This is a genomic window from Amycolatopsis mediterranei (assembly GCF_026017845.1).
Taxonomy (GTDB): Bacteria; Actinomycetota; Actinomycetes; order Mycobacteriales; family Pseudonocardiaceae; genus Amycolatopsis; species Amycolatopsis mediterranei.
This window is the reverse complement of record NZ_CP100416.1, coordinates 9,724,365-9,745,651: the sequence shown is the minus strand read 5'-3', so window position 1 is coordinate 9,745,651 and position 21,287 is coordinate 9,724,365. Positions and strand designations below refer to the sequence as shown.

At 71.5% G+C, this 21,287-nt stretch carries 22 protein-coding genes; 12 read left to right on the top strand and 10 right to left on the bottom strand.

Going from position 1 to position 21,287, the window contains the following annotated elements; all coding sequences use genetic code 11:
• Position 1: 1 nt before the first annotated feature.
• A complete protein-coding gene (locus tag ISP_RS44220; RefSeq protein WP_013230287.1) occupies positions 2 to 727 on the bottom strand; it encodes a phosphatidylserine decarboxylase in 726 nt (241 codons plus the stop codon).
• 248 nt (positions 728 to 975) lie between these two features.
• Between ISP_RS44220 and ISP_RS44215 the strand changes: the two genes are divergently transcribed.
• Positions 976 to 1,206, top strand: coding sequence for a hypothetical protein (locus tag ISP_RS44215; RefSeq protein WP_014467797.1), 231 nt, complete (start codon positions 976 to 978; stop codon positions 1,204 to 1,206).
• A gap of 39 nt (positions 1,207 to 1,245) precedes the next feature.
• Here the strand turns inward: ISP_RS44215 and ISP_RS44210 are convergent, their stop codons facing one another.
• On the bottom strand, positions 1,246 to 1,530 hold the full coding sequence (locus tag ISP_RS44210; RefSeq protein ID WP_013230286.1) for a GlsB/YeaQ/YmgE family stress response membrane protein: 285 nt from the start codon (positions 1,528 to 1,530) through the stop codon (positions 1,246 to 1,248).
• Positions 1,531 to 1,602: 72 nt separating this feature from the next.
• On the opposite strand from ISP_RS44210, the gene ISP_RS44205 reads away from it, so the two are divergent.
• Together ISP_RS44205 and ISP_RS44200 are read left to right on the top strand one after the other, a co-directional pair.
• Positions 1,603 to 2,169: a helix-turn-helix domain-containing protein gene (locus tag ISP_RS44205; RefSeq protein ID WP_013230285.1), complete on the top strand. Its 567-nt coding sequence runs from the start codon at positions 1,603 to 1,605 to the stop codon at positions 2,167 to 2,169.
• Complete coding sequence (locus tag ISP_RS44200) at positions 2,166 to 3,419, top strand: MFS transporter (RefSeq protein ID WP_013230284.1); 1,254 nt, start codon at positions 2,166 to 2,168, stop codon at positions 3,417 to 3,419. Before ISP_RS44205 ends, ISP_RS44200 begins: the two co-directional genes overlap by 4 nt.
• Here the strand turns inward: ISP_RS44200 and moeA are convergent.
• Positions 3,373 to 4,566 carry a molybdopterin molybdotransferase MoeA gene (gene moeA, locus ISP_RS44195; protein WP_013230283.1) on the bottom strand — a complete coding sequence of 398 codons (1,194 nt, stop codon included), beginning with the start codon at positions 4,564 to 4,566 and terminating at the stop codon, positions 3,373 to 3,375. The two genes, ISP_RS44200 and moeA, sit on opposite strands and share 47 nt — an antisense overlap.
• Before the next feature lie 73 nt (positions 4,567 to 4,639).
• Here moeA and ISP_RS44190 point away from each other — a divergent pair, with 73 nt between their 5' ends.
• From ISP_RS44190 to groL, 5 genes are all read left to right on the top strand, one after another.
• Entirely contained in the window at positions 4,640 to 5,317 is a 678-nt protein-coding gene (locus ISP_RS44190) for a TIGR00266 family protein (RefSeq protein WP_013230282.1), read from the top strand.
• A complete protein-coding gene (locus ISP_RS44185; RefSeq protein WP_013230281.1) occupies positions 5,317 to 5,940 on the top strand; it encodes an AIM24 family protein in 624 nt (207 codons plus the stop codon). The genes ISP_RS44190 and ISP_RS44185 overlap by 1 nt, the downstream gene beginning before the upstream one ends.
• Before the next feature lie 111 nt (positions 5,941 to 6,051).
• A complete protein-coding gene (locus ISP_RS44180; protein WP_003085446.1) occupies positions 6,052 to 6,258 on the top strand; it encodes a cold-shock protein in 207 nt (68 codons plus the stop codon).
• Between the two features lie 64 nt (positions 6,259 to 6,322).
• Entirely contained in the window at positions 6,323 to 7,801 is a 1,479-nt protein-coding gene (locus ISP_RS44175; RefSeq protein ID WP_176742175.1) for a serine/threonine-protein kinase, read from the top strand.
• A 228-nt stretch (positions 7,802 to 8,029) separates the two neighbouring features.
• Positions 8,030 to 9,658 carry a chaperonin GroEL gene (gene groL, locus ISP_RS44170; RefSeq protein WP_013230279.1) on the top strand — a complete coding sequence of 543 codons (1,629 nt, stop codon included), beginning with the start codon at positions 8,030 to 8,032 and terminating at the stop codon, positions 9,656 to 9,658.
• A 51-nt stretch (positions 9,659 to 9,709) separates the two neighbouring features.
• Here groL and ISP_RS44165 read toward each other — a convergent pair whose 3' ends face one another.
• The 5 genes from ISP_RS44165 to ISP_RS44145 form a co-directional block, all read right to left on the bottom strand.
• Positions 9,710 to 10,030, bottom strand: a complete 321-nt coding sequence (locus tag ISP_RS44165; protein WP_013230278.1) for a hypothetical protein — start codon at positions 10,028 to 10,030, stop codon at positions 9,710 to 9,712.
• Between the two features lie 172 nt (positions 10,031 to 10,202).
• A complete protein-coding gene (locus ISP_RS44160) occupies positions 10,203 to 10,418 on the bottom strand; it encodes a PspC domain-containing protein (protein WP_013230277.1) in 216 nt (71 codons plus the stop codon).
• Positions 10,419 to 10,494: 76 nt separating this feature from the next.
• Positions 10,495 to 11,424, bottom strand: a complete 930-nt coding sequence (locus tag ISP_RS44155) for an o-succinylbenzoate synthase (RefSeq protein ID WP_013230276.1) — start codon at positions 11,422 to 11,424, stop codon at positions 10,495 to 10,497.
• Between the two features lie 64 nt (positions 11,425 to 11,488).
• The gene (locus ISP_RS44150; RefSeq protein ID WP_013230275.1) at positions 11,489 to 12,334 is read right to left on the bottom strand and encodes a DUF72 domain-containing protein; all 846 of its coding nucleotides are present in this window, start codon (positions 12,332 to 12,334) and stop codon (positions 11,489 to 11,491) included.
• 581 nt (positions 12,335 to 12,915) lie between these two features.
• Positions 12,916 to 13,677 carry a DUF4253 domain-containing protein gene (locus ISP_RS44145; protein WP_013230274.1) on the bottom strand — a complete coding sequence of 254 codons (762 nt, stop codon included), beginning with the start codon at positions 13,675 to 13,677 and terminating at the stop codon, positions 12,916 to 12,918.
• A 257-nt stretch (positions 13,678 to 13,934) separates the two neighbouring features.
• Here ISP_RS44145 and ISP_RS44140 point away from each other — a divergent pair, with 257 nt between their 5' ends.
• On the top strand, positions 13,935 to 14,114 hold the full coding sequence (locus ISP_RS44140; protein WP_013230273.1) for a hypothetical protein: 180 nt from the start codon (positions 13,935 to 13,937) through the stop codon (positions 14,112 to 14,114).
• A 6-nt stretch (positions 14,115 to 14,120) separates the two neighbouring features.
• Here the strand turns inward: ISP_RS44140 and ISP_RS44135 are convergent, their stop codons facing one another.
• Positions 14,121 to 15,767 carry a DNA repair helicase XPB gene (locus ISP_RS44135; protein ID WP_013230272.1) on the bottom strand — a complete coding sequence of 549 codons (1,647 nt, stop codon included), beginning with the start codon at positions 15,765 to 15,767 and terminating at the stop codon, positions 14,121 to 14,123.
• Between the two features lie 89 nt (positions 15,768 to 15,856).
• Between ISP_RS44135 and ISP_RS44130 the strand changes: the two genes are divergently transcribed.
• A complete protein-coding gene (locus ISP_RS44130) occupies positions 15,857 to 16,468 on the top strand; it encodes an LppU/SCO3897 family protein (protein ID WP_013230271.1) in 612 nt (203 codons plus the stop codon).
• A 4-nt stretch (positions 16,469 to 16,472) separates the two neighbouring features.
• Here ISP_RS44130 and ISP_RS44125 read toward each other — a convergent pair whose 3' ends face one another.
• Entirely contained in the window at positions 16,473 to 17,438 is a 966-nt protein-coding gene (locus tag ISP_RS44125; RefSeq protein ID WP_013230270.1) for an ABC transporter substrate-binding protein, read from the bottom strand.
• A gap of 186 nt (positions 17,439 to 17,624) precedes the next feature.
• Here ISP_RS44125 and ISP_RS44120 point away from each other — a divergent pair, with 186 nt between their 5' ends.
• Both ISP_RS44120 and ISP_RS44115 read left to right on the top strand, forming a co-directional pair.
• On the top strand, positions 17,625 to 20,408 hold the full coding sequence (locus ISP_RS44120; protein ID WP_014467795.1) for a sensor histidine kinase: 2,784 nt from the start codon (positions 17,625 to 17,627) through the stop codon (positions 20,406 to 20,408).
• A gap of 12 nt (positions 20,409 to 20,420) precedes the next feature.
• Entirely contained in the window at positions 20,421 to 21,098 is a 678-nt protein-coding gene (locus ISP_RS44115; RefSeq protein WP_013230268.1) for a copper homeostasis protein CutC, read from the top strand.
• Positions 21,099 to 21,287 lie beyond the last annotated feature (189 nt).

The following is a 21,287-nucleotide window of genomic DNA, read 5'->3' as shown; positions in this document are numbered from 1 at the left end:
ATCAGCCTTTCGCAGGCGCGGCAGGGAGTTCGGCGATGACCGTCTCGCCGCCGATCGTGCGCTGGCCCTTGCTGACCAGCACCGTCGAGCCCGGCGGAAGGTAGAGGTCGACCCGCGAGCCGAACCGGATGATGCCGTACGTCGAAGCGGCGTCGACCTTGTCGCCCTCGCGGATCTCGCAGAGGATGCGGCGCGCCACCAGGCCGGCGATCTGCACGACGACGAGCTCGTGGCCGTCTTCGGTGCGCATGAGCACGGAGTTGCGTTCGTTGTCGTCGCTCGCCTTGTCCAGGTCCGCGGACAGGAACTTGCCCGGCCGGTAGGCGACCCGCTCGATCACGCCGTTGGCCGGCACGCGCTGGACGTGCACGTCGAACACCGAGAGGAACACCGAGACGCGCATCCGCGGCTCGGCGGGCAGGCCGAGCTCGGCGGGCGGGACGGCTTCCTCGATCAGCGACACGAGACCGTCGGCCGAGGCGAGCGCGACGCCGTCACGCGGCGGCGGGACGCGCTTCGGCTCGCGGAAGAACGCGGCCGTCGCCACGGTCGCCAGCGCGCCGACGAGCCCGAGGCGCTTGGAGAACCGCCGGGCGAGCAGCGTCACGGCGACGCCGCCAGCCACGAACGGGCGGCCGGCGGGGTGCATCGGCGGCACGGTTTCACGGGCGAGCTGGAGGGCGTGCGCGACGGGGTTGCCGGCGGGCTCCGGCCGGGTGCCGCTCATGGTCGGGTCCCCTGGTTTCGTGTCGGAAGAACGGATGGGCGCCGGGGTCCGGCGGCCGCGTACGGGCGCCCCCACGCTACCGCTGCCCCAGGTGAGCGTGTCCGCGCGCCCCTGCCGGACTCCTCCGGAAGGGGGTCACCGCGGTGGGTGGGAAAGATCGCCGGGTCGTAACGCAAGGTCGATTTCGCCGACGACTCTAAGTAGTTGCCGCCGTTCGGGGGGCTGCCCCGCCTGACCTGTGAGGACCGATGAGCGACCGCCGCGATCCCGCCGAAGCCCGGCTTCGCGAGCTCCTGTGCGCGTGGCGTCGGGAGGTCGACGAGGTGCCCGTGCCGTCGCTCGTCGACCCGGTGCACGCGGCCGCCGTCGTCATCGAGGCGATGAAGGCGAAAAAGGCGAGGGATGGGGGCCGGGTGCATCCGCCCCCCGACGGCGCACGCACCCGGCCACCGGGAGATGCGCGTGAGGAAGCAGTCTAGCGTCCGACAGCCTCTTGATCACTGTTCGTCCGGCAAAAGTTACCAACGGTCACTCGGGCGGCGGGCCAGACCGCTCGCGAGCCGCAGGATCGCCAGCAGCACCACCGCGCCGAGGATGGCCACGCCGAAGCTGGGGAAGTCGAAGTCGAAGGTCTTCGCCTGGCCGGTCGCGAGCCGGTAGATCAGGCCGCCCAGCGCCGCGCCGACGACCCCCACGAGCACGCTGACCAGGCAACCCTGCCGACGCCGTTCCCGGCCGCCGACGACCAGGTTCGCGGCCCAGCCGACGATCGCGCCGAAGATCACCCATGCGACGAAGCCCATGTCCGGAGTCTACGGGAGCAGATGTACAAGCGTCATTGCACAAGAGTTCTTGTACAACTACTCTTGTGCGTCATGGCGAGAGAAGAGAACGTCCGGGAGATCCGGGACTCGAAGGCGCTGGCCGCCATCGCGCACCCACTGCGCCATCGGTTGCTGGACCTGCTGCACCTCGACGGCCCGGCGACGGCGTCGCTGCTGGCGGAGAAGACGGGCCAGGCGGTGGGGAACATCAGCCACCACCTCAAGGTGCTGGCGGCCAGCGAGCTCATCGAAGAGGCGCCCGAACTCGCGCGCGACCGTCGTGAACGGTGGTGGCGGCGCACCTCCAGCGCGATCAAATGGGGCGCGCAGGACTTCCCCGACGACCCGATCGCCGAGGCGGCCGAAGTGCTGACCCTCGACCACCAGCACGCCGTGGCCCGCCAGTGGCTGGCTCAGCGCGAGACCTACTCCCGGGAGTGGCGCGGGGCGCTGTTCAGCATCGACGGCTGGACCCGGCTTTCCGTCGCCGAACTGGAGGAGCTGAACGACCGGATCGTCACCATGCTCGCCGGGTACCGCGATCGGCCCCCGCCGGATGACGGGGTCGAGCGCCGACCGGTCTTCTTCGCCGCACGAGCGTCGCTGGGGCAGCCGTGAAGGGGCTCTGGGGGAACAGGGACTTCCGGCTGCTCTGGACCGGCGAGACCACGAGCATGCTCGGCAGCATGGTCGCGAGCACGGCGTTGCCGCTGGTCGCGGTGGTCACGTTGCAGGCGAGCACCTTCCAGGTCGCGTTGCTGACGGCGGCGGCCTGGCTGCCGTGGCTGGTGATCGGACTACCCGCCGGCGCCTGGGTTGACCGGCTGGCGAAGCGCCCGATCATGCTGATCTGCAACACGGTGTCGATGCTGGTGTTCGGCAGCGTCCCGCTCGCGGCCGCCTTCGGCGCGCTGTCCATGCCGTTCCTGCTGGCGGCCGCGCTGCTCGGCGGCATCGCGAAGGTGTTCTTCACCCTCGCCTACCGCGCGTACGTACCGGCACTGGTCGGCGCGGGCGAACTCCTCGAAGCCAACGCCAAGCTGCAGGGCAGCGAGTCTGCGACGGAGGTCGCCGGACCGGGTCTGGCCGGCCTGCTGGCCCAGGCGTTCGGGCCGGTCAGCGGCATCCTGGCCGATGCGATCAGCTTTGGCGTCTCTGTCGGGTTCGTGCGGGCGATCCGGACGCGCGAGACCGTGGTCCCGGCCGAACGCACGCCGTTGCGCGGCCAGATCGCCGAAGGGCTGCGGTTCGTGGTGAACGACCGCTACCTGAGGACGCTGACGGTGTTCGGCGCCGTCTCGAACATCGCGCTGACCGGGTACGGCTCCATCCAGATCGTCTTCCTCTCCCGCACGCTCGGCGCCCCGCCCGGCCTGGTCGGCCTGGTCCTGGCGGTGGCCGCCACCGGCGGCGTGCTCGGCGCGGCCCTGGTCGGGCGGCTCGGCAGCCGCCTCGGCACCGCCCGCGCGTTCCTGGTGTGCGAGGCGTTCGTCGCGCCGATGGGGCTGCTCGGGCCGCTGAGCCGGCCGGGCTGGGGCCTGGTGCTCTACGTGCTCGCGCTGTTCGGCGTCTGCACCGGGCTCATCGCCTCGAACATCCTGACCACAACGTTCCGGCAGCAGTACTGCCCACCCGAGCTGTTCGGCCGGATCAACTCCAGCGCGGCGATCGTCAACTACGGCACGATCCCGCTGGCCGGTGTCCTCGGCGGCGCGCTGGGCGAGGCGATCGGCGTCCGCGAGACGCTCTGGGTGATGGCCGGCGTGCTGCTCGCCGCGCTGGTGCTGCTGGCCCCGCTGGCGAAGCTGCGGGACTTCCCGGTCAGAGCAGCAGGACGTCCACCTCTTCCCCAATCGCTGCCGACGTGACGTCTTCCGGGAGCACGATCAGGCAGTTGGCCTGGGTGAACGCGGCCAGCAGGTGCGAGCCCGGCCCGCCGCGCGGCCCGACGACCCCGGTGACCTCCCGATCGGACGGGGTGAACACGCCCCGGCGGTACTGGCGGCGCCCGGCGGGCGAGGACATCTCCTCGGTCAGCCGCGCGCGCACCCGGCGGCGGGAGACGTCGGTGTGGCCCAGCGCCGTCAGGATCGCCGGGCGCAGGAACGCCTCGAACGACACCAGCACGCTGACCGGGTTGCCGGGCAGCGCCACCACGGGCACGCCGTGCCAGCGCCCGCTGCCCTGCGGCCCGCCGGGCTGCATCGCGATCTTCGCGAACTCGACGCCCTGGCCGGTCAGTGCGTCCTTCACCACTTCGTACGCGCCCGCGCTGACGCCACCGGAGGTGACCAGCAGGTCGGCGCCGGCCAGCTTCGGCTCGATGACCTTCCGGAACTCCTCGACGTCGTCGACGACGCTGCGGACGACCTCGACCTCGCAGCCGAGGTCGCGGATCGCCGCGGCGAGCATCACGCTGTTGGACTCGTAGATCTGGCCGTGGCGCAGCGGGGCGGGCGCGTCGATCAGCTCGGTGCCGGTCGAGGCCACCAGCACCCGCAACGGCCGGTGCACCCGCACCTCGGCGAGGCCGACCGCGGCCGCGAGGCCCAGCTGGGAGTGGCGCAGCACGGTTCCCGCGTGCAGGGCGACGTCGCCGGCGACGACGTCCTCGCCGGTGTGCCGGATGTGCGCGCCTTCGCGGGCGGCTGCCGAGAACGTCACCGTTTCCGTGCCGCCGTCGGAATCCTCGACCATCACGACGGCGTCCGCGCCGGGCGGCAGCGGCGCCCCGGTCATGATCCGGTGCGTGGTGCCCGGCTCGAGCGGCCGGACGTCGACCCGGCCCGCGGGGATGTCGTCGGCGACCGGCAGGGTCACCGGAGCCGCTCCGACATCGGCGGCGCGGACCGCGTAGCCGTCCATCGCGGAGTTGTCGAAGGGCGGCAATGAGACGCCGGCGCGCACGTCCTCGGCCAGGACGAGGCCGGCCGCGGCGGGGAGGGGCAGCGTGGTCGCGGGGGCCGTGCCGAGGAGCGCGGCGACGCGGTCGCGGTAGTCGTCGACGGAGATCACCGGACCATCCTCCCCGGGTTCGGGGCGCGTGCAAGACTCTGCCCCGTCACGAGCACGCCGATGGGGAGTACGCATGCAGGTCGGAATCCGTCAACAGCCTTCGTTCGCCGTCGCCCGGCTGATGCTGGCGCCGGGCGAGCCGTGCCAGGTCGAGTCCGGCGCGATGATGGCCACCAGCTACGGCGTGCAGGTGCAGTCGCAGGCGCAGGGCGGGATCATGAAGGGCCTCGGCCGCGCGTTCCTCTCCGGCGAGTCCTTCTTCATCTCCACCTTCACCGCGCCGCCGAACGGCGGCTGGGTCGACGTCGCCGCCAACCTGCCCGGCGACATCCAGGTGATCACCCTCGACGGCCGCACCGGCTGGGCCGTCACCCGCGGCTGCTGGCTCGCGTCGTCGCACGGCGTGCAGACCGAAACCAAGTGGGGCGGGATGAAGAACCTGATGGGCGGCGAGGGCGGCTTCCTGACCCACGCCACCGGCCAGGGCCAGCTGCTCGTCAGCTGCTACGGCGCGGTCGAGACCATCACGCTGCAGCAGGGCGAGATGGTGACCATCGACACCGGGCACGTCGTCGCGTACGCCGACACTGTGCAGTACCAGATCCGGAAGGTCGCGCAGGGCATCATCCAGTCGATGAAGAGCGGCGAGGGCCTCGTGTTCGACTTCGTCGGACCCGGCCAGATCATGACGCAGACGCGCAACCCGTCCGCGCTGGTCGGCTGGATCGTCTCCCACGTCCCGTCACGCTGATGCGCGTCCAGACCCGGCACACGCCCGCGTTCGGCGTCGCCCGCGTCCTGCTCGACCCGGGCGAGGCCGTGCGGGCCGCGCCGGAAACCCTGCTCGCCAGCCGGTTCGGGGTCACCGAGACGCCGGCGGGCCGCGGCGGTGTCCGCGCGGGCAAGAGCACGACGGTCGTCTACACCGCGCCGTCCGACGGCGGCTGGATCGACTTCGCGCCGCTGCGCCCCGGCGACGTCTACCCGCTCGACGTGGGCGGCGGCACGGGCTGGTCGGTGCACCGCGACGCGGTGCTGGTGCGACCTTCGTCGGTCCGGCACGACACGGGCTGGGTGCCGCTGCAGCAGCTTTTCGGCGCCGATTCGGGATTCCTCGAGCACTACAGCGGGACCGGGCCGCTCGTGCTGGCCGCGCCGGGCCCGGTCGACGCGTTCGAACTCGGCCAAGGCGAGCTGGTCACGGTCCGCCCGGACTACCTGCTGGCCTACCCGGACTCCGTCCAGTGCCGGTTGCGGGCCCTCGATCCGGGCGGCCCGCAGTCGCTGCGCACCGGCGAAGGGCTCGCGATCGACTTCGCGGGTCCCGGGACGGTGCTCGTGCACGCGCGGAACCGACGCCTTTCGGGTTCGTGATCTTCGGACGAATTGCCCATTGCCGAGGGGAATAATTCCGGTAGCGTGATTGGCACTCCGCCGCTGGCATCCGCTCGGGCCAGCGGATCCTTTGTGCTGAGGGAGGGCGCCGTGGCTGTCGGCACCGTCAAATGGTTCAACTCGGAAAAGGGCTACGGGTTCATCGAATCCACGGAGGGGCCGGACGTGTTCGTCCACTATTCGGCCATCCAGTCCGAAGGATTCCGCACTCTGGACGAAGGCGATCGCGTCGAGTTCGAAGTGCAGTCCGGCCGCGACGGTCGTAGCCAGGCAGCTGACGTGCGGAAGGTTTCGTAGCAGGGTCCTCGCTTGATCGGTGAACCCCCGGCAGGCGCCGAACCAGGGGCGTTAGGCTGCGGGCGTGACAGGCGATGTGTCGGGGGACCTCACCGGTCGCCGGCTGGGCAACTACCGCATCGACGGCGTGCTCGGCAAGGGCGGCATGAGTGTGACCTACAAGGCCACGGATGTGCGGCTCGGCCGCAAGGTGGCCCTGAAGATCATCGGTGACCACCTCGGGGCCGACGCCGAGTTCCGCGAGCGGTTCGTCGACGAGGCGCGCAACACCTCGGCGATCGACCACGCCAACGTCGTGCCGCTGTACGACTTCGGCGAGCTCGACGGCATGCTCTACATCGCCATGCGGATGGTCGACGGCGGTGATCTCGCCGGCTTGATCTCCGGCGGTCCGATCGCCCCTTCGCGCGCCCTGACGATGCTCGACCAGGTCGCGGACGCGCTCGACACCCTGCACAACCGTGGTCTGGTCCACCTCGACGTCAAGCCGGCGAACGTGCTCGTGACGAAGAAGGAGACCTCGCGCGAGCACGTGTACGTCGCCGACTTCGGGCTGACCCGGCGCGGCGCGACCGGGCACCGGACGCGCGGTGGCGACTTCCTCGGCTCGCCCACGTACGCGGCCCCCGAGCACCTGCGCGGGGAGCCGCTGGACGGGCGCACCGACCAGTACGCGCTGACGTGCGTCCTCTACGCCTGCCTCACCGGCAGCCCGCCGTTCAAGGGCGACGTGCCGACGGTGATCAAGGGACACCTCAACGGCGAGCCGCCGGCGATCTCCCGCGCCGTCGGGTTGCCGCCGTCGATCGACGAGGTGATCCGGCGCGGCATGGCCAAGAACCCGGCCGACCGCTACGCCAGCTGCGTCGAGATGGTCGCGGCCGCGCGCCGCGCGCTCGGCCCGCTGGCGGCGTCGGACACCCCGCCGGGGCCGCCCGGCTCCCATTCGGGCGGAATCCCCGCGCCGCAGCGCCCTGGTCAGGTACAACAGGGGCCGCACCAGAACAGCGCGCCGCCGGGAGAGGGGGCCCCCGTGCACCCGTACGGAGGACAGCAGCAGCCCGGCTTCGGCCAGGGGCCCGGCCCGCAGGGGCCGCCCGGGCCGCCGCCGCAGGGTCCGCCGCCCGGTTACGGCTACCCCCAGCAACAAGGCCCGCCGCCCGGGATGCCGCCGCAGGGCCCGCCCCCGGGGTACGGCTACCCGCCGCCGCACCAGGGCAGGCACCCGCAGGGCCCGCCGCCCGGCTACGGCCCGCCCGGCGACCCGATGCGGCTGCGCCCGCCCATGCCCGCCGGCAGCGCGGATGCGTTCCACCAGCCGAAGAGCGGCGGCAAGAAGTGGATCTTCCTCGTGCTCGGCCTCGTCGTGGTGGCCGGCCTGGTGGTGGGCGCGATCTTCCTCTTCAGCGACGGCGGCAGCGGTGGCGGCGGCAGCCAGACCACGGCCCCGGAGATCCCGGTCGGCCCGGGCGGCTCCCAGAGCGGCGCGCCTTCGTCGCTCCACGCGCCCCCGACGTCGATCAGCATCAAGCCGAGCTCCTGATCGAGCGGCGCTGAGCAGGTCTTCTTGCACTCTCCCCGTCAGAGTGCTAAACACGAACCTGGCACTCGACGCCGTCGAGTGCCAAAGGTCGGGACGGTGAGGCTGACCCCCACCCGGGTCCAGTCGTCCGTCGCGGGCACCGAGCCTGGCCGAGGAAAGAGTCCTGCTGCCGCCGCTGCACGAGATACAGCGCGGCGGTGGCGCCCAATACCGGAGGACCACACCGCAATGGCCAAACTGATCGCGTTCGACGAGGACGCCCGCCGCGGTCTCGAGCGTGGCTTGAACATCCTCGCCGAAGCCGTCAAGGTGACCCTCGGCCCGCGGGGCCGGAACGTCGTGCTCGAAAAGAAGTGGGGCGCGCCGACCATCACCAACGACGGCGTCTCCATCGCCAAGGAGATCGAGCTCGAAGACCCGTGGGAGAAGATCGGGGCCGAGCTCGTCAAGGAAGTTGCCAAGAAGACCGACGACGTCGCGGGTGACGGCACCACCACCGCCACCGTGCTCGCCCAGGCCCTGGTCAAGGAAGGCCTGCGCAACGTCGCGGCCGGCGCTGACCCCATCAGCCTGAAGCGCGGCATCGAGGCGGCCGTCGAGGCCATCACCGAGCAGCTGCACAAGGCCGCCGTCCAGATCGAGACCAAGGAGCAGATCGCTGCTACCGCCTCGATCTCGGCCGCTGACCGCACCATCGGCGAGCTGATCGCCGAGGCGCTGGACAAGGTCGGCAAGGAAGGCGTCGTCACCGTCGAGGAGAGCAACACCTTCGGTCTCGAGCTCGAGCTCACCGAGGGCATGCGCTTCGACAAGGGCTACATCTCCGGTTACTTCGTGACCGACCCGGAGCGTCAGGAAGCCGAGCTCGAGGACCCGTACATCCTCCTCTTCGGCTCCAAGATCTCCACCGTCAAGGACGTGCTGCCGCTGCTGGAGAAGGTCATCCAGTCCGGCAAGCCGCTGCTGATCATCGCCGAGGACGTCGAGGGCGAGGCCCTGGCCACCCTCATCGTCAACAAGATGCGCGGCACCTTCAAGTCCGTCGCCGTCAAGGCGCCGGGCTTCGGTGACCGCCGCAAGGCGATCCTGCAGGACATCGCGATCCTGACCGGTGGCCAGGTCATCTCCGAGGACGTCGGCCTCAAGCTGGAGAACGCGGACCTGTCCCTGCTGGGCAAGGCCCGCAAGGCCGTCATCACCAAGGACGAGACGACCATCGTCGAGGGTGCGGGCGACGCCGACCAGATCCAGGGTCGCGTCAACCAGATCCGCGCCGAGATCGAGAACTCGGACTCGGACTACGACCGCGAGAAGCTGCAGGAGCGGCTCGCGAAGCTGGCCGGCGGCGTGGCCGTCATCAAGGCCGGCGCCGCGACCGAGGTCGAGCTCAAGGAGCGCAAGCACCGCATCGAGGACGCGGTGCGCAACGCGAAGGCCGCCGTGGAAGAGGGCATCGTCGCCGGTGGTGGCGTGGCCCTGATCCAGGCCGCCGAGGCCGCGTTCGCGGGCCTGAAGCTCGAGGGCGACGAGGCCACTGGCGCCAACATCGTCAAGGTGGCCGTCGAGGCCCCGCTCAAGCAGATCGCGATCAACGCCGGCCTCGAGGGCGGCGTCGTGGTGGAGAAGGTCAAGGGCCTGCCGCAGGGTCACGGCCTCAACGCCGCCACGGGTGTCTACGAGGACCTGCTCGCCGCCGGCGTGCCGGACCCGACGAAGGTCACCCGCTCCGCGCTGCAGAACGCCGCGTCCATCGCGGCGCTGTTCCTGACCACCGAGGCCGTCGTGGCGGACAAGCCGGAGAAGGCTTCGGCCGCTCCCGCCGACCCGTCCGGTGGCATGGGTGGCATGGACTTCTGATCCACGCGCTTTCCCGGGAAGCCCGGTCCGCTTCGGCGGGCCGGGCTTTTCTTATGGCCTGGTGAAGAACCAGACCGCGTAGGCGCCGACGATCACGACGCCGAGTGAGAGCACGCCGAGGCCCCCGAGCCAGGCGGTGCTCTTCTTGTCCGCTTCCAGTCCGACGACGATCGCGCCGATCCCGGTGAGCATGACCCAGATCGCCAGCCCCGCGGCGGTGTAGAGCACCGACTTGGCGGCCGTGACGCCGCCGGTGTGACCCGAGGCCAGCACGGTGTAGGCGGCGAAAGCAGTCAACCCCAGCCCCGCGATCAGGTACAAACCCCCCAAGATCCCGACGACGACCTTGGGGGCGGTGTTTCCGTGATCCACGAGCGCGAACCCTAACCCCTCGAACGGGATTCGCGCCGGGGTTTTGGGCCACCCGGCCCAACGGGCACGGCCGAACGGCCCGGACGTCCCCTGGCGTCCGGGCCGTTCGTTTCGTGCACCCCCGGCCTCCGGCGGGCGCCGGCTCCCCCTGCGAGCCGGCGCCCGCCCGGGTTCAGGAGTCCTCTTCCGGCGTCAGAATGGCGGCGGCGACGTAGATCGGGATGGCGATCCCGACCGAGAGGAACACGGCGGCGACCATGCCGATGCGCAGGACGCTGGCGTCGACGCCGAGGTAGGTGGCCCAGCCGCCGCAGACACCGGTGAGCATCTTGTCGCTCCGGCTGCGGCGGAGCTGCTTGGTTTCGGGGGTGTACACGCTGTTCGTCATGGCTCAATGGTGTCTCCCGGGGGCGGCTGCCCACATCGGGAAGGGCCCGGAGCCGACCCTGAACTTGCCCTCGGGGTCAGGCGAGCGCGCGCACCCGCGCGAGGCGGGCTGTCCAGGCGGCGGCCACTTCGGGCGGCGCCGCGAAAGCCGCCGCCGGTTCCGGTGCGGCCCGCGGAACCGGCAGATATCCGTCCACAGGAGACAGTGAGTCCGCGCAGACGTCCCCTTCCAGCAACGAAAGCGTCCCGAGTCCACAAGCGAATTCCAGCTGGGGCAGCGCGCCCGCCAGTGCCAGACCCGCCGCCAGGCCCACGCTCGTCTCCACCGCCGACGACACCACGCACGGCAGCCCGCACGCCTCGGCGACCTCCAGCGCTCGCCGGACGCCGCCGAGGGGGGCGACCTTCAGGACCGCGATGTCCGCCGCTCCGGCGACCGCCACCTTCAGCGGGTCCTCCGCGCGGCGGATCGACTCGTCCGCGGCGATCCGGACGGCCACCCGGCGCCGGACCGCCGCCAGCTCCTCGATCGACGGGCACGGCTGCTCCGCGTACTCCAGCCCGCCCGCCGCCTTGTCGAGGTCCGCGATCGCGCGCACCGCCGTGTCGACGTCCCACGCCATGTTCGCGTCGACGCGGATCGCCCCGTGCGGGCCGAGTGCGTCGCGGACCGCCTCGACCCGCGCGCAGTCGTCCGCCAGGGAGACGCGCGGGTCGGCGACCTTCACCTTCGCCGTCCGGCAGCCGGACGCGCGGACCAGCTCGTGCGCCTTCTCCGGCCCGACCACCGGCACGGTCGTGTTCACTTCGACCCGGTCGCGGACCGGCGCGGGCCAGCCGGCGTCGGTCGCCTCCAGCGCCGACCGCAGCCACGGCACGCTCTCGGCGTCGGAGTAGTCGGCGAACGGGCAGAATTCGCCCCAGCCCGCCGGGCCGTGCAGCAGCACGCCCTCACGGACGGTGATGCCGCGGAACCGGGTGCGCAGGGGGATCGCGTAGACCTTCATCGAGGCCGATCATGCCACCGTGCCGGGATTCGCAACGGCGCGCTTCCGGCCGAGCCGGCGGCGCTCACTGTCTCGTGATGGGGGCAACCCCGAGCAGGTCGGCGAGACATTCGGCGTTCCGGGGAGCCTCGACTTTGACGTCGTTGTCGAAGTAGACGTGCACGTCACGCCGCCCGCCGTCGTGCCAGTCCCGGATTTTCGCGGCCCACTTGCGCAGGGCTTGGTCGGAGTAGCCGCTGACGTAGAGCTCTTCGTCGCCGTGCAGCCGGACGTAGGCGAAGTCGGCGGTCTGGTCTTCGAGGAACGGCCACTTCCCGGCGGTATCGGCGACGACGAGCGCGATGCCGTGTTCTTCGAGGAGCTTTTTGGCGGCGGGCTCGGCGAAGCTGGGGTGCCGGACTTCCAAGGCGTGCCGCAGAGGTTTCCGCGCGCCGGCCTCGAGGTAGGGCGTGCCCTTGAGTTTGTCGTCGTGTTTCGCCGCCAGCTGGGCGGCATCGGTGGTGGTACGGGGAAGCAGGGCGAAGAAGTTCTCGAGCCGATCGGGATCGAAGGCGAGCCTCGGCGGTAGCTGCCAGAGGAAGGGGCCCAGCTTCGCACCGAGGGCGAGGACCCCGGAGGCGTAGAAGTTCGCGAGGGCGGTCTCGACGTCGCGAAGCTGCTTCATGTGGGTGATGAAGCGCCCGCCTTTGACGGCGAAGAGGAAGTCGGCCGGGGTTTCCTCGAACCAGGCCCGGTACCGCTCGGGGCGCTGGAGGGAGTAGAAGGAGCCGTTGATTTCGACGGCGTTCATCCGCCGCGACAGGTATTCGAGTTCCCGCCGTTGCGCGAGCTTGAGTGGGTAGAAGACCCCGCGCCACGGCGGATAGCGCCACCCAGAGGTACCGATCCGGATCTCGGCGATCGCCCTCACCGCCTTTCCGTTTCCGCGAGAGGTGATTCCCGATCGCTTGGCCGGCCAAACGCGCCCCCGGCCGGACGGGCGGACCGGAGGGTGGGACAGGCGACCCAACTTGGCGGACACCCGTCTGACCGGGCCTTTGAAGTGGCGGCTCAAGCGGTGGCCTCTCCGAGGGGAGCGGGTTTTGGCGTTGGCGCGGGTCGGAGGGTTTCGGTGGGCTGCGTTGCGGCGGGTTGGAGCACTACCGGGGTTGGGGGGCGGGCGAATCGCCGCGGGTCGGGGGCGGGGATTGCGGCCGCGGCTTGGACCGACGGCGGTGTCGGGGCGCGGGGGCTGCCGAGTTGGGCGGCGGCGCGGGTTTGGGCGCGCCGATGCTGCCGCGGGTGCGCTGCGGGGTGAGGGTGCTGCCGGAGGCGGGTCGGGCGCGGGCTGAGGCCGGCGAGCCGAGCCAGGCCTACCCCCAGCCCGCCCGGCCCCGCCTGCCTGGCCACCCCGCCTGCCTGGCCACCCCGCCCGCCTGGCCACCCGGCTCCGGCCCGCCCGCGGCCGCCGCCTGGCCCCGGCCCCGCCGAGCCCGGCCCCCGACCGATCCCTCACGCCCAGGAAAACCTCCAGTGCCGCGACTGCACCAACCCCGACGCGTATTCACGCAGATTCCCCGGCTGGCCCGCGAACGTAGGCAAACTGAACGCCCGGTGCTCCGCCGCCACCGTCAACGCCCGCGCCTGGTTCCGCGGCGGCGCTGCCACCGACAGCTCGATCGCGTCGAACCCCAGCACCACCAGCGTGGCCCCGAACCTGTCCTCCCAGCTGCGCAGCACCGCCGACAGCTCCGCCACCTGATCCGTGCACTTGATCATCCCCGTCCAGCCCAACAGGGCCGGGATGTCGGCCGGGCGCTCCGTCTGCACCAGGCCGAGCCGGTGGGGGGCTCGGGTGGCCAGGATCGAGCCCGTGTTGCCCGCCTCCGCCAGTGGGTCGGACCGGCGCTGGCTGCGCTTGGCCAGCCCCGGGAACCGTGCGCCGAACGGCCTCAGGCAGGCGCCGTTGCAGCAGGACGTGTCCCACCAGCGGGACAGGGCTGCCGCCGGGTCGGCTGTGGCCACCCGGTGGCCGGCCGGGGCCAGCCTGCCGCGGTCGTCGATCCAGTCTTCGCCGTTCGCCGCGAAGCGCTGGTCGTGGGGGATCAGCACCGGCCACAGCCCGGACCGCTCGAACTCGGCCACGCAGCCGAGGTAGCGCTCGGGCCGGGTCAGCGGCAGGTCGGACACCCACAGCCGGCCGTGCCACGACCCCGGTGGGAGGGTCTGGACCGGCGGCGCGGGCGTACCGGGGCGGAGTGGTGCGATCGTCATGGACGTCCCCTCGAACTTGTGTTCGGTTACTGCATCTCGAACAGTAGTTCGAGGATCCGACAATTTCCAGTACCGCGCCCGCTCATCCGTTCGAGTGAATCGGAGAATGTGCAGGTCAGAAGCCTGTCCGCGACTCCTGTGGCGGAAGTTGTTCCTGTGACGATTCGCTAGGCCGAACGAGTCCGGCGGCCGAACGGGTCCGGCAAGAAGAGGGACGTACGTGGTCGAGCTGCACTACTGCGCGCTGGACGGCGACGGTGCGCAGGCGCGGGCACTGCTCGCCGCGGGCCGTGTTCGCCTACCGCGGCCGTGGCGAGCTCATCGAGCTGCTGCGGCGGCATGGCGCCGACCCGCACCAGGCCAACCTCTCCGGGCAAGCGCCGGCCGGCCTGGTGCGGCTCATCGCGAACTACGACGTCGAGAAGCTCTTCGGCTGACCGGGCTCAGAGCGGCCGGAGCAGGTCGTCCGCGTCCACGATGTGGTACGCGTACCCCTGCTCCGCGAGGAACCGCTGCCGGTGCGCCGCGTACTCCGTGTCCACCGTGTCGCGCGAGACGATCGAGTAGAAGTGCGCTTGCCGCCCGTCGCCCTTCGGGCGCAGCAACCGCCCGAGGCGCTGGGCCTCCTCCTGCCGCGAGCCGAACGTGCCCGAGATCTGGATCGCCACCGAGGCCTCCGGCAGGTCGATCGAGAAGTTCGCGACCTTCGACACCACCAGCGTCTTGATCTCGCCGCGGCGGAACTTGTCGAACAGCTCCTCGCGCTCCTTGTTGCGGGTCGCGCCCTGGATCACCGGGGCGTCGAGCTCGTCGCCGAGCATCTCCAGCTGGTCGAGGTACGCGCCGATGACCAGCGTCGGCTCGCCCGCGTGCTTGGCCACGATCGACTTGATCACCGGGGTCTTCGTCAACGCCGTCGCCGCCAGCTTGTACCGCTCGTCGGCCTCGGCCGTGGCGTACTCGAGCCGCTCCGCGTCGGTCAGCGTCACGCGGACCTCGGTGCACTCCGCCGGGGCGATCCAGCCCTGGGCCTCGATGTCGCGCCACGGCACGTCGTAGCGCTTCGGGCCGATCAGCGAGAAGACGTCGCCCTCGCGGCCGTCCTCGCGCACCAGCGTCGCCGTCAGGCCGAGGCGCCGCCGCGACTGCAGGTCCGCCGTCATCCGGAACACCGGCGCCGGCAGCAGGTGGACCTCGTCGTAGACGACCAGGCCCCAGTCGCGGGAGTCGAACAGCTCCAGGTGCCGGTACTCGCCCTTGGTCTTGCGGGTGATCACCTGGTAGGTCGCGATGGTGACCGGCCGGATCTCCTTCTTCTCCCCGGAGTACTCGCCGATCTCCTCCTCGGTCAGCGACGTCCGCGCGATCAGTTCGCGCTTCCACTGCCGCCCGGCGACCGTATTCGTCACCAGGATCAGCGTCGTGGCCTGCGCGCGAGCCATCGCCGCCGCGCCGACCAGCGTCTTCCCGGCGCCGCACGGCAGCACGACCACGCCGGAGCCGCCCGCCCAGAACGCCTCCGCGGCCATCCGCTGGTAGTCGCGCAGGTGCCAGTCCTGCTCGTCGAGGGCGATCGGGTGGGCTTCGCCGTCGACGTACCCGGCCAGGTCCTCGGCCGGCCAGCCGACCTTCAGCAGCGCCTGCTTCAGCCGCCCGCGCTCGGACGGGTGCACGATGACGGTGTCCTCGTCGATCCGGGCGCCGATCATCGGGCTGATCTTCTTGTTCCGGACGACCTCGGTCAGCACCGCGCGGTCGGTGGTCGACATCACGAGCCCGTGCGCGGGGTGGTTGGCGATCTGCAGCCGCCCGAACCGGCCCATGACGTCGACGACGTCGATCAGCAGCGGCTGCGGCACCGGGAAGCGCGAGTACGTCGTCAGCGCGTCGACGACCTGCTCGGCGTCGTGGCCCGCGGCGCGCGCGTTCCACAACGCCAGCGGCGTGATCCGGTAGGTGTGCACGTGCTCCGGCGCCCGTTCGAGCTCGGCGAACGGCGCGATCGCGACGCGCGCGTCACCGGCCTGGGGGTGGTCGACCTCCAGGAGCACGGTCTTGTCGGACTGGACGATCAGCGGGCCATCAGTCACAACTACTGTTATACGTGCCTCGCTCCGGTCCGCTCCGCTCGCGGGTCCGCCGGTGGGACGAGGTGCCGAGGGGATCACTGGAGGGCACGTTGACCACACCGCCGTTCGACGACAACCCGTTCCGGACGCCGGGCTACGCGCCGCCCGCGCCGATGCCGCCCGCACCAGGGCAGCAGCCGATTCCGCACTGGTTCACCACGAAGGTGCGGATCACGCTGGTCGCGTGCGTCGTCGCCGCGCTGGGCCTGGGGGCGCTGGGTGCGATGGGCATCTACTGGGTCGATCACAGCGGGCCGCCGTCGAACGGCGACTGCCTGTACCTGACGCGCGAGGGGGCAGGCAAGCTCGCCTACCACCGCGTCGGCTGCACCGCGAACAACGCGACGTACAAGGTCGAGAACACCTTCCGCGGGGCCATCGCGTGCGCCTCCGGCGACTACGTGCGGTTCCGGCTCGGCTCCGGCACCGGCCAGACGCTCTGCCTGGCCCTGAACGTCAAGGCCGGTGACTGCCTGCGTGACGTCGACGACGAGAGCACGATCGGCAAGGTCTCCTGCACCGACCCGGCGGCCCAGGAGCGCGTCGAGATCCTCTCCGGCTTCGGCCGCGACGACAAGTGCGAAGGCGCCGACGAGGTGTTCAGCTACTCCGGCCCGCCGTCCCGCACGGTGTGCCTGATCAAGACCGGGGAGAACATCTAGCCGCTCAGTAGCCGGTCCGGTCGGGCAGCAGGCTCTGGACGTCGAGGCGGTTCGCCAGCTGCCCCGAGTTGTGCATCAGGTCGGCGACGCGCTGGAGCCGGATGCCGTTGAGCGACGCCGGGTACGAGCCGAGCGAGATCAGCGCCGCGGTCGTCGCGTCGATGTCGGAGAACTTCGGCAGCGCGTCGCGCACGATCGCCGGGTCCGTCGCGCTCTGCTGGGCCGCGCCCAGCGCGGTGCGGAAGGCCCCCAGGGTCCGGGGGTTGGCCTGCGCGAACGGTTTCGCCGCCGCGTAGCCCGACAGCGGGAAGCCGAGCGTCGAACCGCGGGCGCCGTCGGCCAGGATGTGTGCGCCGAGGTCCTTCTCGGCGCGGGTGATGTACGGCTCGATCATCAGCGCGGCGTCGGCGTCGCCCGCCTGCAGCGCCTGCGGCATCCGGTCGAACGGGGTGGGGACGAACTTGATCTTCGCCTGGTCCACGCCCGCGGTGACCAGCACCGAACGCGCGACGAGCGCGCCGACGTCGTCGAGCATGTTCACCGCGATCTTCGGCGACCGCTTGCCCGTGGGCACGGTGTAGTCCGAGTCCGGCAGCGTCACCAGTGCCATCGTGTTCGGGCCGGCGGTGTAGGCCTCGCCCTGCAACTGCAACGCCGTCCCGCCGGCCGCGGCGCGGAACATCGCGATGTCGGAGGCGAAGGTGACGTCGAGGTCGCCGGCGGCCAGTTTCGCGAGCCCGTCGTCGGCGCCGAGCTCCACGAGCTGCAGATTCAGCCCGGCGGAGCCGAACTTCCCGGCCGCGACGGCGATCCGCAGCGGGGCCGTGTCGATGGCGTTGCCCACACCGACGCGCAGGGTGGTCCGCTCCAGCGGTGGCGGAGCCGCGGGGGGGCCGGAAGAGAACACGGAGCACCCCGCGGTCGCCAGAAGCGCCGCTACCAGCGGAATCAGCCGTCCGCGTCTGATCATGAACCTTCACCTACCGCGAGAATCTGGTTCTCGTGCTGGATCGTATGGTCCGCGCCCCATACGATCGCGGGCAGGGCCGTATCGTGCCAGCGCGGCTTTCGGATCTTCATGGAGCGGGCTACCGTTCAGTAGGTTCGAGTGTCGTTCGATCCGCGGGTTCCCGCCCGCGGCGGAAAAGGAAACCAGGTGACCCGTCGCGACAAGCGTCCCCGCAAGGGCGGCGACGCGGCGGATCCGCGTCCGGCGGGCGGCCGCTGGCGGTTGCGGAACTGGCGTCTCGGCACGAAGCTCTTCGCCGTCCTCCTCATCCCCGCCCTGGCCGTGATCGCGCTCGTCGGCCTGCGGATCAGCTCCGACCTGCGCGACGCCCGGCAGCTGGCCGAGTTTGCCACGCGTGGCCGCGTCGACAGCACGATCGCCGAAGCCTTGCACGAGCTGCAACGCGAGCGAGACCTCACCGTCCGGTTCGTCGCCCAGAACCGCCAAGGCGACACCGCGGACCTGACCGCCCAGCGCAACCGCGTCGACCAGGCCATCGGTGGGTTCGAGCGGACCCTCGCCGAAAGCAAGGCGCGGCTCGACGCGAACGCCGCGGAAAGCCTGCAGCAGACCGAGGACCGGCTGCGCGTGCTCGGTGGCCTGCGGTTTTCCGCGGAGCATTCGGCGTTCCCCGCCGACGCCGTGCTGCGCTCCTACAGCGAGCTGATCTCCGGGCTGCTCGACATCAGCGACTCCGCCGCCGCCGACGTCTCCGACCCGCAGCTCGCCCGGATGCGGCTGGCGGGCAACGCACTCGCCCGGATCAAGGACCAGATGTCGGTCAAGCGGGCGGTGATGGCCGAGGCGCTCGCGGCGGGCACGCTCAACCGCGACCGCACGCGCGCACTGCTCGGCGCGGAAGCCGAGCTGGCCGCCGCGCGCAACGACTACCGCACCTTCGCCACCCCCGACCAGCAGCGGATGTTCGACGACACGGTGATCGGCCTGGTCGTCGACATCGGCAACGACCTGGTCGAATCCGCGCTCACCCGCACCGAAAACGGCCAGAACCTCTCGGGCCTCGACCCGAACCAGTGGGACACTTCGGCGACGCACACGGTGAACCTCGCCCGCCAGGTGCAGCAGGCGCTGCTGGTCCAGTTGCAGGAACGCACGGACACCCTGGCGGCGCAAGCCCGCACGGCCGCGTTGTGGGACGGCGGTGCCGTCCTCGCCGTCCTGCTCGTCGCGGGGGTGCTGTCGGTGGTCATCGCGCGATCCCTGTTGCGCCCCTTGCGGATCCTGCGCCGGACGGCGCTGGAGGTGGCCGAGCACCGGCTGCCCGCGGCCGTGCAGAACCTGCTCACCGATCCGGAGCCCGCGCCCGAGAACCTGCGGAAGCGGCTCGCCGTCGCGCCCGTGCCGGTGTTCACCCGCGAAGAGCTCGGCCAGGTGGCGCGTGCGTTCGACGCGGTGCACGGCGAGGCCGTCCGGCTGGCCGGCGAACAGGCCATGCTGCGCGAGAACGTCAACGCGATGTTCGTCAACCTCTCGCAGCGCAGCCAGGACCTCGTCGAACGGCAGCTGTCGGTGCTCGACCGGATGGAGGCCGACGAGCAGGACCCGGACACCCTCGCCGGGCTGTTCGAGCTCGACCACCTCGCGACGCGGATGCGGCGCAACAGCGAAAACCTGCTGGTGCTCTCCGGCCAGGACTCCGCGCGGGAGGACGCCGGCCCGGTGGCGGCCGACGAGATCATCGGCGCCGCGCTCTCGGAGGTCGAGGACTACCAGCGGATCGAGCTCGGCCCGGCGCCGCAGGTCGCGATCCGCGGCGAGGCCGTCAACGACCTCGTGCACGTCGTTTCGGAGCTGCTGGAGAACGCGACGCGCTACTCCGCCGACGAGACGGTCACCGTGGCGAGCGCCGAAACCCACGACGGCGACTGGCAGATCGAGATCATCGACCACGGCGCCGGTATGCCGCAGGCGGAGATCGACCGCACCAACGCGCGGCTCGCGCACCCGCCGGACGTCGACGTCGAGGTGTCGCGCCGGATGGGCCTGTTCGTCGTGGCGACGCTGGCCACGCGCCACCACATCGACGTCAGCCTGAGTGCGGGCGCCGACTCCGGGCTGATCGCGACCGTGCTGGTGCCCGCGGCCCTGATCGTGGAGCTGCCGCCGATGCCGGCCCCGCCGCCGCCCGCCGAGCCGTCCGCCGCCCAGGAACCGGAGCTGCTGGCGCCGCTCGCCCCGCTCACGCCGACGGAGCCCGAACCCGAGCCGGAGCCGGAAGAGCTGTCGCCGCCGTCGATCGAGGCCGGCCCGCCGCGCCGGGCCCCGGTGGTGGCCCGCGACCACGCGCCGGAGTGGCCGACCGTGGACGAAGAGGCGCACCTGGACCTCGACGCCCCGACCGAGCGGATGCCCGCCTACCGCGACGTCCTGTCCCGCTGGTTCGACGCCTCCGCCGCACCCGAACAGCCGCGGAAGCCGGCGGAGCCGCTTCCGGTCGCCGAAGAGCCGCGCCCGGTCGAGCCCCAGCCACGGCACGCGCTCACCACGCGGCCGCCGATCCGCGAGCCGCAACCGCCGCCCGCACCGGCACCGGCACCGCCACCGGCGCCCGCACCGCCACCGCCGCCACCCCCGCCGCCCGCGCCCGCGCCCGCGCCGGTGGCCGTCGCGCCCGTGCGCACGCCCGACGACGAAGACACCGAACCGCGGCTGACGCCCGTCGCGCCGCCCGCCGCGATCGAGCCTGCGTACGAATGGCCTACCCCGGCCGAACTGGAGCAGGAGGACGGCGCGGAGGACACCTGGCCGTTCCTGCAGCCGCTGGATTCCGCGGCCGGCCCGGGAGCGGTGCCGGAACAGCGGCCGATACTCTCTCTTTCCCCGGAAGCGGTACGCGAGCGGATGACGAGCCTGCAAGGCGGCTTCCGGCGAGGGCGGCACGCGAGGGGAGACGACACCCGGAACCAGTGAAACGGATGAGGCATGAGCTCGAAGACGCCCCTGCTGGAAGTGATCGCGCTGGACGCGGCGGACGCCGAAGGCGCCCAGGCGGGCGGGGCCGACCGCCTCGAACTGGTTGCGGACATGGCGCAGGACGGCCTGACGCCGTCGCTCGAGACGCTGCGTGACGTGCTCTCGGCGACCGACCTCCCGGTGCGGGTCATGCTGCGGGACAACGGTTCCTTCGCCATCGGCGATCTGGAGGGGCTGCGCGCGGACACCGCCCGGCTGATCGACGCGGGTGCGCGCGAGTTCGTCTTCGGCTTCCTCACCGTCGACAGCGAGATCGACCTCGACGCCTGCGAGACGCTGATCAAGGAGGTCGACGGCCTGCCCTGGACGTTCCACCGCGCCATCGACCGCACGCGCGATCCGTTGCGCGCGTACGACCAGCTGGCCTCGCTCGGATGTGACACCGTGCTCGCCGCCGGTCACCCGAACGGCGTGGCGAGCGGCCTTTCGGTGCTGCAGCGGCTCGCGCAGCGCGACGGCGGGCCGGAACTGCTCGTCGGCGGCGGCCTGCGCGCCCAGCAGGTCCACCTCCTGCGCGCGGGTGGCGTGCGGGGATTCCACGTCGGCAGCGCGGTGCGGCCCGGCGGCTGGCAGGCGCGCGTGGACGCCGCAACCGTGCGCACCTGGGTCGACCTCGTCAAATCCTGATCGATTACACGAAATCCTTGAAGAATCGGCGGAGTAAAACGGTTTCCGCCGATGTTTTCGCGTGCGGTCGGCAATCGTGACCCGGCGCGTGAAATTGCAGCCGTCTCGTGCAGAGTCGCGCGCGGAGCTGCGCGTGCGACTGCACAGTCGGTTACGGGTTTGACCTGGTTGGTGGCTGAATCGGCGCCA

Coding starts and splice junctions, on each gene's coding strand:
- ISP_RS44220 (WP_013230287.1), bottom strand. CDS start 727: ATGAGCGGCACCCGGCCGGAGCCCGCCGGCAACCCCGTCGCGCACGCC.
- ISP_RS44215 (WP_014467797.1), top strand. CDS start 976: ATGAGCGACCGCCGCGATCCCGCCGAAGCCCGGCTTCGCGAGCTCCTG.
- ISP_RS44210 (WP_013230286.1), bottom strand. CDS start 1,530: ATGGGCTTCGTCGCATGGGTGATCTTCGGCGCGATCGTCGGCTGGGCC.
- ISP_RS44205 (WP_013230285.1), top strand. CDS start 1,603: ATGGCGAGAGAAGAGAACGTCCGGGAGATCCGGGACTCGAAGGCGCTG.
- ISP_RS44190 (WP_013230282.1), top strand. CDS start 4,640: ATGCAGGTCGGAATCCGTCAACAGCCTTCGTTCGCCGTCGCCCGGCTG.
- ISP_RS44185 (WP_013230281.1), top strand. CDS start 5,317: ATGCGCGTCCAGACCCGGCACACGCCCGCGTTCGGCGTCGCCCGCGTC.
- groL (WP_013230279.1), top strand. CDS start 8,030: ATGGCCAAACTGATCGCGTTCGACGAGGACGCCCGCCGCGGTCTCGAG.
- ISP_RS44160 (WP_013230277.1), bottom strand. CDS start 10,418: ATGACGAACAGCGTGTACACCCCCGAAACCAAGCAGCTCCGCCGCAGC.
- ISP_RS44155 (WP_013230276.1), bottom strand. CDS start 11,424: ATGAAGGTCTACGCGATCCCCCTGCGCACCCGGTTCCGCGGCATCACC.
- ISP_RS44145 (WP_013230274.1), bottom strand. CDS start 13,677: ATGACGATCGCACCACTCCGCCCCGGTACGCCCGCGCCGCCGGTCCAG.
- ISP_RS44125 (WP_013230270.1), bottom strand. CDS start 17,438: ATGATCAGACGCGGACGGCTGATTCCGCTGGTAGCGGCGCTTCTGGCG.
- ISP_RS44115 (WP_013230268.1), top strand. CDS start 20,421: ATGAGCTCGAAGACGCCCCTGCTGGAAGTGATCGCGCTGGACGCGGCG.